Below are 14,260 nucleotides of genomic sequence, written 5' to 3'. Positions count from 1 at the left end.
CGGCCCGACAGGAGCGGGACCGGCTCGGGGCCGGCTCGGGCGAGGGCCGAGGCGTGCGGTCGCCGCGCCCCCGCTCCGAGACTCCACGCCCGCGGGATCGTCGGGTCGGCCGACGAACCGGGCCGCCGGGACGGCCTCAGCCGTCGACGAAGGCGAGCAGGTCCGGATTGACGATCTCGGGATGCGTGGTGCACAGGCCGTGCGGCAGGCCCTCGTAGACCTTGAGCGTGCCGTTCCTGACCAGCCTGGCCGAGAGCAGCGCCGAGTCCGCGATCGGCACGATCTGGTCGTCGCCGCCGTGCAGGATCAGGACCGGCACGTCGATCGCCTTGAGGTCCTCGGTGAAGTCGGTCTCCGAGAAGGCCTCGATGCAGTCATAGTGCGCCTTGGCGGCGCCCATCATGCCCTGGCGCCACCAGTTGCGGATCACCCCCTCCGAGACCTGGGCGCCGGGCCGGTTGAAGCCGTAGAAGGGGCCGCTCGCGACGTCGAGGAAGAACTGTGCACGGTTGGCCGCGAGCGCCGCGCGGAAGCCGTCGAACACCTCGAGCGGCAGCCCGCCCGGGTTCCTCTCGCTCTTCAGCATGATCGGCGGCACGGCGCCGATCAGCACGGCCTTGGCCACGCGGCCCTTGCCGTGACGGGCGACGTAGCGCGCCACCTCGCCGCCGCCCGTCGAGTGGCCGATGTGAACCGCGTCCCTGAGATCGAGCGCCGCCGCCAGTTCGGCGACGTCGGCGGCGTAGGTGTCCATGTCGTTGCCGCTCGCCGTCTGGCTCGAGCGGCCGTGGCCGCGCCGGTCGTGGGCGATCACCCGGTAGCCGTTCTCCAGGAAGAACAGCATCTGGTTGTCCCAGTCGTCGGCGCTGAGCGGCCAGCCGTGATGGAACACGACGGGACGTCCGCTGCCCCAGTCCTTGTAGAAGATCTCGGTGCCGTCCTTGGTGGTGATGCTGCCCACTGTCCTGCTCCTCTGCTCGGTTTGTCGGCCTCGTGCGCGAGGCCCCGCGTGTCGCTCGTGCGGCCCAGGCGATCAGCTCGCCGACAGCTCGCTGGAATCGATCGGCAGCTTGCGCAGCCGTTTGCCCGTCGCCGCGAAGACCGCATTGACGACGGCCGGCGCGATGCCGCAGGTGCCGGGCTCGCCGAGGCCCCCGGGCGCCTCGTCGCTTTGCACGACATGCACCTCGATGGCCGGGGTCTCGTCGATGCGCAGCATGCGGTAGCTGTCGAAGTTGCCCTGGACGACCCGGCCCCGCTCCAGGGTGATCTCGCCGTAGAGGGCGGCGGTCAGCCCGAAGATGATGCCGCCTTCGACCTGGGCACGGACCGTGTCGGGGTTGACGACCCGGCCGCAGTCGACGGCACAGACCACCCGCTCGATGCGCAGCGACCCGTCCCCGGCCAGCGAGACCTCGGCGACCTGCGCCATGTGGCTGCCGAAGCCGGAGAGCAGCGACACGCCGCGCCCCCTGCCCGCCGCGACGGCAACGCCCCAGCCGGCCTTCTCCGCCGCGAGGTCGAGCACGCCGCGGGCGCGCGGCTGCCCGTCGAGCAGGGCCCGTCGATAGGCGACCGGATCCGCGCCGGCGAGGTGGGCGAGCTCGTCGAGAAAGCCTTCCACCACGAAGGCATTGTGGGTGACGCCGACGCCGCGCCACCAGGTCGTGGCGAGGCCGGCCGGCGGCTCCTGCCGCACGTAGTCGACCAGCAGGTTCGGAAAGCCGTAGGGCGGACCGGCCGCGCCGTCGACCGCGTCGAAGTCGAAGCCGTCCTTGAACAGGGCGGGTATCCAGCGCGCGACGATCGAAGAGCCGACGACCCGGTGCCGGAAGGCGACGGGCGCGCCCGCCTCGTCCAGTCCCGCGCTCAGCCGGTCGTAGTAGCAGGGTCGGTAGAGGTCGTGCCGGATGTCCTCTTCGCGGGTCCAGACGACCTTGACCGGCCCCACCACCTGGCGGGCGATCCGCACCGCCTGCGTCACGCTGTCGACCTCCAGGCGCCGGCCGAAGCCGCCGCCGAGCAGATGGTTGTGGATCGTCACGCGCTCCGGGGGCAGCCCCGCCGCCTCGGCCGCGGCGGCCCGGGCCCGCGTCGCGACCTGGGTGCCGAGCCAGACGTCACAGCGGTCGCCGCGCAGCTCCACGGTGCAGTTGATCGGCTCCATGGCCGCGTGCGCCAGGAAGGGCATCCGGTAGACCGCCTCGTGGGTCCGCGCGGCGCCCTTGAGGGCGGCCTCGACGTCGCCGGCTTGGTCACCGGAGACGCCCGTCCCGCCGGCCGCGACCTCGAGGTCTCGGACCAGATCCGCCGTCGAGAACCCGGCATTGGCGCCTTCGTCCCAGGCGATGCGGAGCGCCTCGAGGCCCTTCTTCGCCGCCCCCATGTGGTCGGCCACCACGGCCACGGCGTCGCTCAGCTTGACCACTTGGCGCACGCCGCGCACGGCGAGCGCTGGACCCTCGTCGACGGCCTTCAGCATGCCGCCGAAGACGGGGCAGGCCGCGACCGTCGCGATCTTCATGCCGGGCCGCCTCACGTCGATGCCGAAGACGGCGCTGCCGGTCACCTTGGCGGGCGTGTCGAGCCGCTTCGCCGGCGTGCCGATCAGCGTGAAGTCCTTCGGATCCTTCAGACGCACCGCGCCCGGAACGGGCTGCCGGGCGGCCCGCTCGGCGAGCTCGCCGTAGGCGAGGCGTCGGCCGCCGGAGTCGTCGATCACGGCGCCGGCCTCGGCACGGCAGGCCGCCGGATCGATGCCCCAGGCCTCGGCCGCGGCCGCGACGAGCATCGTGCGGGCCGCCGCGCCGGCGCGGCGCAGGGGCTCCCAGAAGGCGCGCAGGGAGGTCGAGCCGCCGGTGACCTGGAAACCCAGGAGCGGGTTCGCATAGAGCGCGTCGTTCGCCGGCGCGTGCTCGACGGCGACCGCCGCCAGGGGTACCTCGAGCTCCTCGGCGATCAGCATCGACAGCGCGGTGTAGATGCCCTGCCCCATCTCGACCTGTGGGACGACGAAGCCGACGCGCCCGTCACGGCCGACTCGGATGAAGGCGTCGGGGGCGAAGGCTGCCGCCTCCGCCGCGTCGGCACGACCGCCCAGGCCGGGCAGCGACAGTCCCAGCAGCAGGCCGCCGCCGGCGGCCGCGCCGGCGACGAGGAAGCGGCGGCGCGAGGGCGCGAGGCCAGACGGCCGCTCGATCCGCTGGACGCCCCGCATGGTCAGCCTCCCTTCGCCTGCGTGGCGGCCTCTGCCGCCGCCCGCTTGATGGCGGCGCGGATGCGCAGGTAGGTGCCGCAGCGGCAGATGTTGCCGGACATCGCACTGTCGATGTCGTCGTCGTCCGGATCCGGCGTCTCCGCGATCAGCGCCGCGGCGGACATGATCTGCCCCGACTGGCAGTAGCCGCACTGCGGCACCTCGAGGTCGGTCCAGGCCTTCTGGACCGCCCTGCCCGCCGGGGTCTCGCCAATCGCCTCGACCGTCCGGATCTCGGACTCCCCGACGCTCTCGATCGGCGTGACGCAGGAACGGATCGGGGCGCCGTCGAGATGGACCGTGCAGGCGCCGCACAGCGCCATGCCGCAGCCGAACTTGGTGCCGGTCAGGCCGATCAGGTCGCGCAGGACCCAGAGGAGCGGCGTGTCGTCGTCGACGTCGACGCTGTGCCGGGCGCCGTTCACCCTGATCGTGTAGGCCATCGGTTCCTCCAGAATGGTCGCCAGCGTCGCTGGCTGTCGAAGCGCCGGTCGGCGCGGGTCGGCGGCGGGCCCCCTAGATGCAGGCGTCCCAGGCCTCGGTCTGGTGCCGCCGCAGCATGTCCTCGCAGGACTGCGGAACGACGTTCCGGAAGCGTCCCTCGTCGGTGGGGACGATCTCGACCATCGCATCGACCACCTCGCAGGGATCGAGACGGCCTTGTGGGGTGGCCAGCAGGCTGTTGTAGGTCTCGCGCATCGAGGCACGGCTGGTGAAGTTCCGGCCGTCGTCCAGCCAGCGGAACGCCGTGTCGGCCGTGGTCTCGTTGAACCCGGTCAGATAGGCGCCGGGATTGATCGTCTGGACCTTGATGCCGAAGGGCCGGAGCTCCTGCCGCATGGCTTCGGCGATGGCTTCGAGCGCGTGCGCCGTGGCCGCATAGGGCGCGTAGCCGGGCGGCGTGAAGAGGCCGCTCACCGAGGAGGTGAAGACGATCTTGCCGCCCCTTCCGGCGTCGACCCAGCTGCGGACGAAGCCCTGGGTGAGTGCGAGCGGCGCAAAGACGTTGGTCTCGAAGCTGCGCCGAACCAGATCGACCGGAACCTCGCTGACCGGTCCGCCCTCGCCGATCCCGGCGTTGTTGAAGAGCACGTCGATGTCCCAGGCAAGCGCGCGGCGAACGTCGTAGGCGTCGAGCAGGTCGAGCTTCTCGGCCCGCAGGTTGTCCAGGCCGAGGGCGCAGGCCTTGTCCCGGAGCGCCGAGACCTGTGGTGCGATCTGGGCGGTCGCGATGACCTCGTGGCCCGCATGGGCCAGGCCGATCGAGGCGCCCTCGCCGAACCCCGAGCCGGCACCGGTGACGAGAATGGTCTTGGGCATCGTCCTTGTCCTCGGGAGCGCTGGCGTGCCGCCGGCCGTCGTCGGCTTCAGACGGCCCCGGGCGTCCCGGAGTCGCCCGCAGCGGCGCTGGCCCGGAACCGATCGGCGGCGATGTGCATGCTGCTGCTCCGCTGCTAAGCTGGCAGGCGGTTCTTCTGCACGCCTGCGCCTCGGATCCAGACTGCCGTGCGTTCGGCGGCACCACGAGTTGAGTGTTGTGAGGCGCTGTGAGCCGGTGCGCAGTGCGTGTTTCGCGTGATGGTCCGTCGTCCGCCGCCCCGGCCGGTTGCCTCCGGACTGCCGGGCCCGACGGCGACCGATGCAGAGGAAGAGCGAGATCTCCAGGCCCTCGACGTCATTCGGACCGTTCCGCCTCTACGAGGCCGAGCGCCTGCTGGAAAAGGACGGCGCACCGCTCAAGCTGGGCAGCCGTGCCCTGGACCTGCTGATCCTGCTCGTCGAGCGGGCCGGGGAGGTTGTTCCGAAGAACGAGCTGATCGCCCGGGCCTGGCCCGACCTGACGGTCGACGAGAGCAGCCTGCGATTCCACATCGCGGGACTCCGCCGGGCGCTCGGCGACGGCCAGGACGGCGCGCGCTACGTCGGCAACGTGCCGGGTCGCGGCTACTGCTTCGTCGCGCCCGTCGCCCAGTCCGACCGGCCTCAGTGGGCGCCGGCGGCGGGCGGCGACGCCGGAGGGCTGTCGCGCAGCCTCCCGCGTCCTCCGACGCGGATGTTCGGCCGCGACGACATCCTGCGCCGGATTTCCGGGCAGCTCGCGGCCAGGCGGTTCGTGACCGTCCACGGCCCCGGCGGCATCGGCAAGACGACGGTCGCCGTGGCGCTCGGTCATGCGAACCTGGCCGCGTTCGAGGGGGCGGTCCTGTTCCTCGATCTGGCGCCGCTCGAGCACGCCTCGCTCGTCAGCGGCGCGCTCGGGTCGGCGCTCGGCCTGCTCGTCCGGTCCGACGATCCGGCGCCGGACATCGTCAACCTGCTGCGCGACCGGCGGATGCTGCTGATCTTCGACAGCTGCGAGCATGTGATCGAGGAGGTCGCGGCGCTGGCCGAGGCCATCTATCGGGAGGCCCCCGCGGTGAGCATCCTGGCGACCAGCCGGGAGTCCCTGCGGGCGGAAGGCGAGCAGCTGTTCGAACTGCCGCCCCTGGGGCGCCCGCCGAGGAGCGGGGATCTCAAGGCGGAGCAGCTGCTCGGCTTTCCGGCGACGCAGCTCTTCGCCGAGTGCGCCGCGGCCGCCGGCGGAGCCTCCGAACTGACGGACGAAGACGCCCGGGTCGTCGCGGAGATCTGCCGGAAACTCGACGGCATCGCCCTGGCCATCGAGCTGGCGGCAAGCCGGGCCGGGACGCACGGCCTGCGCGAGACGGCCTCCCTGCTCGACGGGCGCTTCAGGTTGCTGTGGCGCGGGCGACGCACCGCGCTGCCACGCCATCAGACCCTCAAGGCCGCGCTGGACTGGAGCTACGACCTGATCGGCGAGCCCGAGCGCACGGTCCTGCGGAGACTGTCGCTCTTCATGGGCAGCTTCACGCTCGAGGCGGCCCGCGCCGTCGCCGCCGGCAAGGCGCTCGACGGCGCGGAAGTCGTCGAGGCCGTGGAGCAGCTGGTCGCGAAATCGCTGGTCTCCGCGAGTACCGACGAAGCCGGCACCCGCTACCGCCTGCTCGACACGACCCGAGCCTACGCCTACGCCCAGCTCGCCGAGAGCGGCGAGGCGCAGGAGATCGCCGAGCGCCATGCGCGGCATGTCCTGGACCATCTGGTGCGGCTGCACAGGGAGGCCTCGGACGACAGGCCGGGGCGGCGTGCCGCCGGTGCCGAGCAGCTCGGCAACGTCCGTGCGGCTCTGGCCTGGAGCTTCTCGGACGAGGGCGATCCGGCGCTCGCCGTGAGCCTGGCCACTGCGGCCAGCGCCCTGTTCATCGAGCTGTCGCAGCTCAACGAGTGCCGCCGCTGGAGCGCGCAGGCCCTGGAGCTGCAGGACGAAAGCGCCCGCGATCACCGGATGGCGATGGAGCTGAACGCGGCCCTCGGCCATTCCCTGATGTTCACCGAGGGCAACGGGGAGGAGGCCCGCGCCGCCCTGGAGCGCGCGCTCGCGCTCGCCGAGCAGGTCGAGGACCGCCGCAGCCAGTTCCGGCTGCTCAGCCGCCTCCACATGTATCACCGGCGGACCGGCAAGATCTCCAGGCTCCTGCCGATCTCGCGGCGCTGCCAGGAGCTCGCCGGCGAGCTCGCGGACCCGGTCGCCGTCTCGGCGGCCCACACGCTGCTGTCCGTGTCCCATCACCTGGCGGGCGACCAGGCGGCGGCGCGCGCCCACCTGGAGGAACCGCTCCGCATGGCCGTGTTCCGGAGCGTGCGGCCCGGCCACTTCGCCTTCCATCGCAGCCCTTACATCTCCCTGCCGCGCTGCCTGTGGCTCCAGGGCTACCCGGACCAGGCCATCGCCGCAGCGAGGCCTTTCTCGGCGGAGACGACGGCTCCGGATGCGGTGACCTACTGCATCGCTCTGATCTGGGGAGCGGCGGTGTTCCAGTGGCTCGGCGACTGGGCGACCGTGGACGGGCTCGCGGCGCGCCTTCTCGCCCATGCCGAGAGGCATTCCCTGAGGCCCTATCGCGACGTCGGGCGCGGCCTGCAGGGCGAGTCGATGATCGAGGCGGGGCAGCTCGACCGCGGCGTCGAGCTGCTGAGCGACGCCATCGCCAGCCTCCGCGCCGATCGCTACGAGCTCTACACGTCGGGATTCGGCGGCTCGCTCGCCCTGGGTCTCGCCGCGCAGGGGCATCTCGATCGGGCGCGGGACGCGATCGGCAAGACGCTGGCGAGCGTCACCGCGGACGGCGAGACCTTCGAGCTGCCGGAGCTGCTGCGCATCCGGGGCGAGATCGAAGCCCGCCGGGGAGACGCCGCGGCGGCGGCCGAGAGCTATCGCGCGTCGGCGACGCTGGCCGAGCGGCAGGGCGCGCTGTCGTGGCGCCTGCGGAGCGACACGAGCCTCGCCCGCCTGCTGTCCGCCCAGGGCCGCCGAGGCGAGGCGCGGGAAGCGCTGTCGACGACCTACGCCCGCTTCGAGGAAGGCTTCGGGACACGCGATCTGACCGCCGCGAGACGGCTGCTCGACGCGCTCGAGGGCTCACCCGCCTGATCCCCCGCCGGGCCAGCGCTCGGCGATCTCGTCCATCTTCCAGGCGAGCTCGCTCGGCGCAAGGATGCGCTTCTCGAAGAGGACGATGGCGAGGGCCAGGATCCAGTGCTCGTAGTAGCTGAGCCTGGCGATCATCTCGTTGCCGAGGCTCTCGCTGCAGCGGCGCTTCTCCTCGGCGCTGATGATCTCGTGGCTGTCGAGCACGACGGCCAGGGCATGGCAGCGCTTCTCCCAGGGGCTCGGCTCGTGGCCGACCTGCCCGTTGCGCCGGGCGGCGCCGCCGCCGAGCGTGCCGGGCCGCGCGCCCGGCCGATGCCGGGTCGCAGTCATTGCCGCCGGCCCTCCTTCGGCGGGGTCGCGGGGGCGAGGCCGGGCGCCGGAGCCTGGCGATCGATGGCCTCGATCTGGCGCCGGATCTCGCCGGGACCGACCAGGCCCTTGCCGACGAGCAGTTCGCGCACGGCGATCTCCATCACCTCGTAGTAGCCGGGTCGCTCCGCCGGCCGGATCTCGACATGCGCATGGCGGCGATTCTCTGAGTCCATCGCTCAAACCCTCTCCAGCCAGGTCTCGACGACCTCGATCGCGCGGCTCCGGTCACGGGATCAGCCGCGCGACGCCCGCCTCATGAGCTCGACAGCCGCGTCCGTCGTCCAGAGCGCGTTGGCGAACCAGCGGAAGTTGACCAGCGCGGCTCCGTAGGCGTCGCCTTCGGGCAGCTTGCTGGCGGCCGTGGCGTCCCGCACGACCGCGACTTCGAAGCCGTGCTCGACGAAGTCGCGCAGATGGGACTCGACGCAGAAGTTGGCCGCCATGCCGGCGAGAATGACCTGATCGGCCCGCTGCTTGCGCAGCTGGAAGATCACGTCGTTGGTCTGCGGCCCGGCGATCTTGTGCGGCGAGCAGACGATCGTCTCGCCGTCCTCGATCAGGTCCCGGTACTCGGGCATCCAGTCCGCGCCGGAGCCGGCGAAACCCTCCACGGAGAGGGGGCCAGGCCGATCGAACAGCCCCAGCTTGTGCATCAGCGCCTCGCCCGGCGCCGCGAACTTCCACCGGTGGTCGAAGGGGTAGTAGTAGTGCGGCGAGATCACGACCGGGATCCTCGCCTGCTTGGCGGCGACGAAGAGGCGCCGGAGATTGGGCACGGTGTTCTGCTCGGTGATGCTCTCCCCGAAGGCGCTCCAGGCGCCCCCCTTCGGGCTCAGGAAGTCGATCTGCGGGTCGGTGACCACGAGGGCCGTGCGGGCCAGATCGAGGGTCATCTCGACCTTCGGCAAGGCCGGATTGACGGGATCGGCGTAGGGGTCCTCGGCGGGCGCGGCAGCGCGCGCCAGCGCCGGCCCGCCCGTCGCAGCGACGGCCGCGCCGGCGGTCGCCAGCAGAAGCCGCCGGCGGGAAGAGGCGACGACGTTCTGCTCGGAGGTCTCCTTGCAGGAAGCATGGCTGCAGGACATGACGGTCTCCCAGAAAGTTGCGGTTGCCGGGCGGGCGCTTGCGCCGATCCGGATGGACGAAGACCGTAGACCGGGCAGAAACGAAGGGGACGAGAAGCTGCGTGAGGGCTCGTGAGACGCTGTGAGACGGCCGCCGCCTTCACCGCTGCGGCCTGTTCCGTTCCCTGACGAAGGTCGTGAAGGCCCGCAGGCCGGCCCTGAGATGGCGGCGGCTCGGATAGTAGAGGCACAGCCCCTCGTAGGGCGGCGTCCATTCGTCGAGCAGTGTCGCCAGTCGGCCGTCCGCGAGCGCCTCGCGTGCCGACCACTCGCTGACGTAGGCGAGCCCCAGGCCCTCGATCGCGGCCCGCAACACGAGCCGCTGATCGTCCAGGATCAAGGGACCTCGGACCTCGACCGCGAAGGCTTCTCCGCGCTTCGCGAACTCCCAGCGATAGAGGGCGCCACCGGGCAGCCGGAAGCGGATGCAGACCTGCTCCCTGAGGTCGGCGGGACCGAGCGGCCGCCGGCGTCCCTCGAGATAGGACGGAGCGGCGACGACCACGTGCCTCTGAAGGCCGCCGAACGGCAGCGCGATCATGTCCCGCGGCACCGTCTCGGCCAGCCGGACGCCGGCATCGAACCCCTCGGCCACGATGTCGACCAGCCGTCCCTCGGACACGATCTCGATCTCCATCTCGGAATGGCGGCGCAGGAAGGCGACGACGATCGGGCCCAGCATCTGCTCGGCGGCGAGGCCGGCGGCGTTGATGCGCAGCAGGCCTGCGGGCCGCTCCCGCTGCTCGCTGGCCTCGGCCATCGCCTCGGCGATCTCCCGAAGCGCGGGCTCGACCCGGGCGAGGAAGCCCTCGCCGGCCGGCGTGAGCGCGACGCTGCGGGTCGTGCGGTTGAAGAGCCGGACACCGAGCCGGGCCTCCAGGGCGGCGACGGCATGGCTGAGCGCGGAGGCGGAGACGCCGAGATCCCTCGCGGCGGCGCGGAAGTTCCGCCGCGCGGCCACGGCCGCGACCGCGTTCAGCTCGGTGAGGCCGGGAGACGCCATTGTTCCAATCTGTTCATCAGCTCATGCGGGATCGTGCGACTTGTCGGGATTGTCTTCTCGGACCACCTCCGCGGCAAGCCTTTCGCCACAAGGAGGAGACGATCGTGACAGGCTTCACCACTCCCTTCGGATTCGCCTCGACGGCCGACGCGGTGATCGAGGGCGTCGATCTCGCGGGCAAGCGCGTCGTGGTCACCGGCGGCGCGGCCGGCATCGGCCTGGAGACCTCCCGTGCCCTTGCGCGGGCGGGGGCGTCCGTGACGCTCGCGGTCCGCCGCCCGGAGGCCGCCGAGCCGGCCGCGGCCGAGCTCAGGCGGTCGTCCGGCAACCATGCCGTCGAGCTGCGTGCCCTCGATCTCGCGGATCTCCGGTCGGTGCGCGCCTTCGTCGCCGGCTGGACGGGACCGCTCCACGTGCTCGTCAACAACGCGGGCATCATGGCCTTGCCGGAGCTCGAGACGTCGCCCCAGGGCTTCGAGCTGCAGTTCGCCACCAACTTCCTGGGCCATTTCGCGCTCACCACCGGCCTGCACGGGGCCCTGGCGGCGGCCGAGGGCGCCCGGGTCGTCTCCCTGAGCTCGAGCGGCCACCTCTTCTCGCCCGTCGTCTTCGACGACCTGAACTTCGACTTCATCCCCTACACGCCCTTCGGCGCCTACGGGCAGTCGAAGTCGGCGAACGCGCTGCTGGCCGTCGCCGTGACCGACCGCTGGAGGGACGACGGCATCCTCGCGAACGCCGTGAATCCGGGGGCGATCGCCACCGGCCTGCAGAAACACACCGGCGGGCTGAAGACCCCGCCGGAGCGCCGGAAGACGCCCCAGCAGGGCGCGGCCACCTCGGTCCTGCTGGCCGCCTCGCCGCTGCTCGAGGGCATCGGCGGCCTCTATTTCGAGGACTGCAACGAGGCGCGTCGGGTGACCCGGCGGCCGGCGGACTTCAGCGGCGTCGCCGGATACGCGCTCGCCCCGGAGAACGCGGCGCGGCTCTGGGACCTGTCGCTGACGCTCGTCGCCTGATCGGAGCCGCCGCCATGAACGACCTCGTGATCGGCTTCGTCGGCCTTGGCGATCAGGGCGGGCCGATGGCCCGCGCGATCGCGGAGGCCGGCTTCGACCTCCACGTCTGGGCGCGTCGGCCGGCCTCGCTCGAGGCGGCCGCCGGCCTGGCTCACACGGCTCACGACGGCGTCGCCTCCCTGGCCGCGGTCGTCGACGTCCTCTGCCTCTGCCTGAGGGACGACGGCGACATCCGCGACCTCCTGGACGGACAGGGCCTCACGGCGTCGCTCCGCCCGGGCTCCGCCGTGCTCAATCACGGCACCGGGGATCCGGCGGAGAACGGGCGCATCGCGGCCCGGCTCGCCGGAGCCGGCATCTCCTATCTCGACGCTCCGGTGAGCGGCGGCCGCCCGGGAGCGCTGTCGCGCTCGCTCACGACCTTCGTCGGCGGCGAGCCGGCCGTCTTCGGGCGCTGCCTGCCGCTCCTCGAAAGCTTCTCGCGCAAGGTCGTCCACATGGGGAGCGTCGGCTCCGGACAGAGCGCCAAGCTGCTCAACAACGCCCTGACCATGTCGAACCTGAAGAACGCGGTCGATGCATTCTGGCTCGCCCGGCGGCTCGGGGTGGACCTCCGGAAGCTCCACGACGCCCTGATGGTCAGCAGCGGCTCGAGCGCCATCCTGCAGGCGCTCGGCGGGCCGATCGACGCCGAGATCGCGCCGCACCTGCAGGGACTGATGAGGAAGGACATCGAGCACTTCGCGGAGGCGATGCGCGCGCTCGATCTCGATCCGTCGTCGCTTCGCGACAGGGGACTGGCGGGTGCGGAAGGCCTCGTCGAGATCGTCGGCTGGCTTCGCCGCCCGGAGCCGGCGGCCGCCGACGACGGAGGGGCTCATCTCGCAGCGAGATCCATGCGACCATCGGAAGCGTGACAGCCCAGTCCGGATGGCCTCCGGCAGCGCCGTCGCGCGCTGCCGCTTCCGCCGGGCGCCCCGCGGGTCCGACGGGCGTCGTCAGGACATCCCGGTTCAGGAGGAGGCGTCATGACGGCGATCCAGACCCGTGCCGACCCCGAAACGTCGTCTCTCGACAGCCATACGAAGTACGCCCTCTGCGTCCTGATGCTCAGCTGCTCCCTGAGCTTCCTCGACCGCCAGGTCGTCAACATCCTCGCCGAGCCGATCAAGAAGGAGTTCGGTCTCAGCGACACGGAGCTCGGCATCCTGACCGGCATGGCCTTCGCCCTCTTCCACGCGGCCCTCACCCTGCCGATGGCGCGGATCGCGGACCGGGCCAACAGGGTTCTCGTGATCGCCGGATCGATGACGGTCTGGAGCCTCGCCACCGCCGCCTCCGGCCTCGCCGCCGGCTTCGGCCAGCTGCTCGCGGCGCGCATGTTCGTCGGTGTCGGCGAGGCGGGCGGGATAGCCCCGGCCCACGCGCTCATCGCCGACACGGTGCCGAAGCGAAAGCGCGCGACCGCCATCGCCTTCTACTCGGCCGGCATCCCTCTCGGCGGCCTGCTCGGACTGGCGCTCGGCGGCCTCGTGCTCGACAGCTACGGCTGGCGGGCCGCCTTCTTCGTGGCGAGCACGCCCGGGCTGGTGCTGGCGCCGCTGATGCTCCTCACCATCGGTGATCCCGCGCGGTCGCGGCTGCTCCCCTCGGCCCGGGAGGCCTTCCCGCCCCTCGGGGATGCCTTCCGGGAGATCTTCTCGAAGAAGGCCTTCCTGCTGGTCACCGCGGCGGGAGCCGCCATGACCTTCGTCAACTTCGGCCAGGCGGCCTTCCTGGCGTCCTTCTTCTTCCGGGTTCATGGCGAGGCGCTGGCCTCGATGGCGAGCGGAGTCAACGGCCTCGTCGGGACGGCACTCGGCGCCGCCGGGCTCCTGGGCCTGGCGCTCGGCTGCGCCAAGGGTCTGGCGGGGATGATCGGCTCCTTCGCCGGCGGCTGGCTGACCGACCGGCTGGACGGAGACGGCTACCGGGCCTACGCCCTGGTTCCGGCTCTGATCGCGATCGTCCGCATTCCCCTCTTCACAGCGGCGCTCCTGGTGCCGGATACCGCCGCCGCCTTCACGCTGATGGCGATCCACTTCCTGGTCGGCGGCATGGGGAAGATCGGCGGCTTCGCGGCCGTCCAGGGGCTCGTCACGCCGCGCGTCCGCGCCACGGCGGCGGCCGTCTACGGCATCGGCATCAACCTCGTCGGACTGGGGCTCGGCCCGCTCTGCGTGGGCCTCTCCAGCGACTCGCTGTCGGCGGCCGGCCTGGGCGCCGCGGAGGGCCTCCGATGGACCCTGGTCGCCACCTCGGCCCCCCTGCTGATCGTCGCGCTGCTGAACTGGCACGCCAGCAGGCACCTCTCCGCCGAGAGCGTCAGCTAGCAGGCTGCGGAAATAGGAGCGATTTTCCGCGTCGGCGGGCTCAGATCGGGGCTGTCGGCGAGGGGATGTGGGCCGTTGCCCTGGTTTTGCGGTCGCTTTCTGGTGTTTCGGCCTGCTTCGGACGGAGTCCTGGCCCGCTCAGGTTGCGGCGAGCAGCTTGGGCAGCCTGACAAGGTTGTAGGCGGCGACGCGCAGGGTGAACATCCAGCCGACCCGCGCGAGGCCGCGGTGGCGGGTCTTGCGCAGGCCGCCGGTGGTCTTGATCCAGCCGAAGGCCTCTTCGATGCGCTTGCGCAGGCGCTGGCTGACGGCATAGCCGGGGTGGCGGGTCGTGCGTCCGTCGACGGCCGAGCGCCGCCGCTTGCCGGTCTTGGTCAGGTGGTCGTCGCGAGCGATGTGCGGCGTCACCCGGCGGCGGCGCAGTTCGCCCACGAAAGCGGCGACGTCGTAGGCCTTGTCGGCGCCGAGCGTGATCCGATGCCGTTTCGTCCGGCGCCCGAGCATGGCCAGCGCCGCCTCGCGCTCGGCGGTGCCGCTCGCCCGGGTCAGCTCGGCATCGACGATCAGGCCGTTGCGGTTCTCCATCAGCAGGTGGCCCATGAAGCACAGCACGCTGCTCTGG

General features: G+C 71.9%; 13 protein-coding genes. 4 read left to right on the top strand and 9 right to left on the bottom strand.

Annotated elements, in window-relative coordinates; genetic code table 11:
- Nucleotides 1–136 precede the first annotated feature (136 nt).
- The 4 genes from B9O00_RS26475 to B9O00_RS26460 all read right to left on the bottom strand — a co-directional run bounded on the left by B9O00_RS26475 (nucleotide 137) and on the right by B9O00_RS26460 (nucleotide 4,576).
- Nucleotides 137–961 (bottom strand): alpha/beta fold hydrolase, encoded by an 825-nt coding sequence (locus tag B9O00_RS26475; RefSeq protein WP_085125735.1) that lies wholly within the window; start codon nucleotides 959–961, stop codon nucleotides 137–139.
- A gap of 72 nt (nucleotides 962–1,033) precedes the next feature.
- Nucleotides 1,034–3,217: a xanthine dehydrogenase family protein molybdopterin-binding subunit gene (locus tag B9O00_RS26470; RefSeq protein ID WP_085125734.1), complete on the bottom strand. Its 2,184-nt coding sequence runs from the start codon at nucleotides 3,215–3,217 to the stop codon at nucleotides 1,034–1,036.
- 2 nt (nucleotides 3,218–3,219) lie between these two features.
- Entirely contained in the window at nucleotides 3,220–3,699 is a 480-nt protein-coding gene (locus B9O00_RS26465) for a (2Fe-2S)-binding protein (protein ID WP_085125733.1), read from the bottom strand.
- Nucleotides 3,700–3,772: 73 nt separating this feature from the next.
- The gene (locus B9O00_RS26460) at nucleotides 3,773–4,576 is read right to left on the bottom strand and encodes an SDR family oxidoreductase (protein WP_085125732.1); all 804 of its coding nucleotides are present in this window, start codon (nucleotides 4,574–4,576) and stop codon (nucleotides 3,773–3,775) included.
- A 319-nt stretch (nucleotides 4,577–4,895) separates the two neighbouring features.
- On the opposite strand from B9O00_RS26460, the gene B9O00_RS26455 reads away from it, so the two are divergent.
- Nucleotides 4,896–7,748 (top strand): ATP-binding protein, encoded by a 2,853-nt coding sequence (locus tag B9O00_RS26455; RefSeq protein WP_085125731.1) that lies wholly within the window; start codon nucleotides 4,896–4,898, stop codon nucleotides 7,746–7,748.
- Here B9O00_RS26455 and B9O00_RS26450 read toward each other — a convergent pair.
- The 4 genes from B9O00_RS26450 to B9O00_RS26435 form a co-directional block, all read right to left on the bottom strand.
- Nucleotides 7,737–8,078, bottom strand: coding sequence for an SH3-like domain-containing protein (locus B9O00_RS26450; protein WP_085125730.1), 342 nt, complete (start codon nucleotides 8,076–8,078; stop codon nucleotides 7,737–7,739). The genes B9O00_RS26455 and B9O00_RS26450 overlap by 12 nt on opposite strands.
- Complete coding sequence (locus tag B9O00_RS26445) at nucleotides 8,075–8,293, bottom strand: hypothetical protein (protein ID WP_085125729.1); 219 nt, start codon at nucleotides 8,291–8,293, stop codon at nucleotides 8,075–8,077. The genes B9O00_RS26450 and B9O00_RS26445 overlap by 4 nt, the downstream gene beginning before the upstream one ends.
- Before the next feature lie 60 nt (nucleotides 8,294–8,353).
- A complete protein-coding gene (locus tag B9O00_RS26440) occupies nucleotides 8,354–9,205 on the bottom strand; it encodes a cysteine hydrolase family protein (protein WP_085125728.1) in 852 nt (283 codons plus the stop codon).
- Nucleotides 9,206–9,344: 139 nt separating this feature from the next.
- Nucleotides 9,345–10,247 (bottom strand): LysR family transcriptional regulator, encoded by a 903-nt coding sequence (locus B9O00_RS26435; protein WP_085125727.1) that lies wholly within the window; start codon nucleotides 10,245–10,247, stop codon nucleotides 9,345–9,347.
- Nucleotides 10,248–10,351: 104 nt separating this feature from the next.
- On the opposite strand from B9O00_RS26435, the gene B9O00_RS26430 reads away from it, so the two are divergent.
- The 3 genes from B9O00_RS26430 (at nucleotide 10,352) to B9O00_RS26420 (ending at nucleotide 13,638) form a co-directional block, all read left to right on the top strand.
- Nucleotides 10,352–11,266, top strand: a complete 915-nt coding sequence (locus B9O00_RS26430) for an SDR family NAD(P)-dependent oxidoreductase (RefSeq protein ID WP_089229858.1) — start codon at nucleotides 10,352–10,354, stop codon at nucleotides 11,264–11,266.
- Between the two features lie 14 nt (nucleotides 11,267–11,280).
- The gene (locus tag B9O00_RS26425) at nucleotides 11,281–12,183 is read left to right on the top strand and encodes an NAD(P)-dependent oxidoreductase (RefSeq protein ID WP_085125725.1); all 903 of its coding nucleotides are present in this window, start codon (nucleotides 11,281–11,283) and stop codon (nucleotides 12,181–12,183) included.
- 111 nt (nucleotides 12,184–12,294) lie between these two features.
- Nucleotides 12,295–13,638 (top strand): spinster family MFS transporter, encoded by a 1,344-nt coding sequence (locus B9O00_RS26420; RefSeq protein WP_085125724.1) that lies wholly within the window; start codon nucleotides 12,295–12,297, stop codon nucleotides 13,636–13,638.
- A 138-nt stretch (nucleotides 13,639–13,776) separates the two neighbouring features.
- Here the strand turns inward: B9O00_RS26420 and B9O00_RS26415 are convergent.
- Nucleotides 13,777–14,260, bottom strand: a 484-nt coding sequence (locus B9O00_RS26415; RefSeq protein WP_143596353.1) for a transposase, incomplete at its 5' end; no start/stop codon positions are given.

Origin of the sequence: Tistlia consotensis USBA 355, from assembly GCF_900177295.1 — a bacterium.
In the GTDB taxonomy this organism is placed as follows: domain Bacteria; phylum Pseudomonadota; class Alphaproteobacteria; order Kiloniellales; family DSM-21159; genus Tistlia; species Tistlia consotensis.
The sequence above is the reverse complement of the archived record's forward strand: the minus strand, read 5'-3'. Positions and strand labels throughout refer to the sequence as shown.

Excerpts from the sequence above, each read along its gene's own strand:
- B9O00_RS26470 (WP_085125734.1), bottom strand. The coding sequence starts at position 3,217 with ATGCGGGGCGTCCAGCGGATCGAGCGGCCGTCTGGCCTCGCGCCCTCG.
- B9O00_RS26465 (WP_085125733.1), bottom strand. The coding sequence starts at position 3,699 with ATGGCCTACACGATCAGGGTGAACGGCGCCCGGCACAGCGTCGACGTC.
- B9O00_RS26460 (WP_085125732.1), bottom strand. The coding sequence starts at position 4,576 with ATGCCCAAGACCATTCTCGTCACCGGTGCCGGCTCGGGGTTCGGCGAG.
- B9O00_RS26455 (WP_085125731.1), top strand. The coding sequence starts at position 4,896 with ATGCAGAGGAAGAGCGAGATCTCCAGGCCCTCGACGTCATTCGGACCG.
- B9O00_RS26450 (WP_085125730.1), bottom strand. The coding sequence starts at position 8,078 with ATGACTGCGACCCGGCATCGGCCGGGCGCGCGGCCCGGCACGCTCGGC.
- B9O00_RS26445 (WP_085125729.1), bottom strand. The coding sequence starts at position 8,293 with ATGGACTCAGAGAATCGCCGCCATGCGCATGTCGAGATCCGGCCGGCG.
- B9O00_RS26440 (WP_085125728.1), bottom strand. The coding sequence starts at position 9,205 with ATGTCCTGCAGCCATGCTTCCTGCAAGGAGACCTCCGAGCAGAACGTC.
- B9O00_RS26435 (WP_085125727.1), bottom strand. The coding sequence starts at position 10,247 with ATGGCGTCTCCCGGCCTCACCGAGCTGAACGCGGTCGCGGCCGTGGCC.
- B9O00_RS26425 (WP_085125725.1), top strand. The coding sequence starts at position 11,281 with ATGAACGACCTCGTGATCGGCTTCGTCGGCCTTGGCGATCAGGGCGGG.
- B9O00_RS26420 (WP_085125724.1), top strand. The coding sequence starts at position 12,295 with ATGACGGCGATCCAGACCCGTGCCGACCCCGAAACGTCGTCTCTCGAC.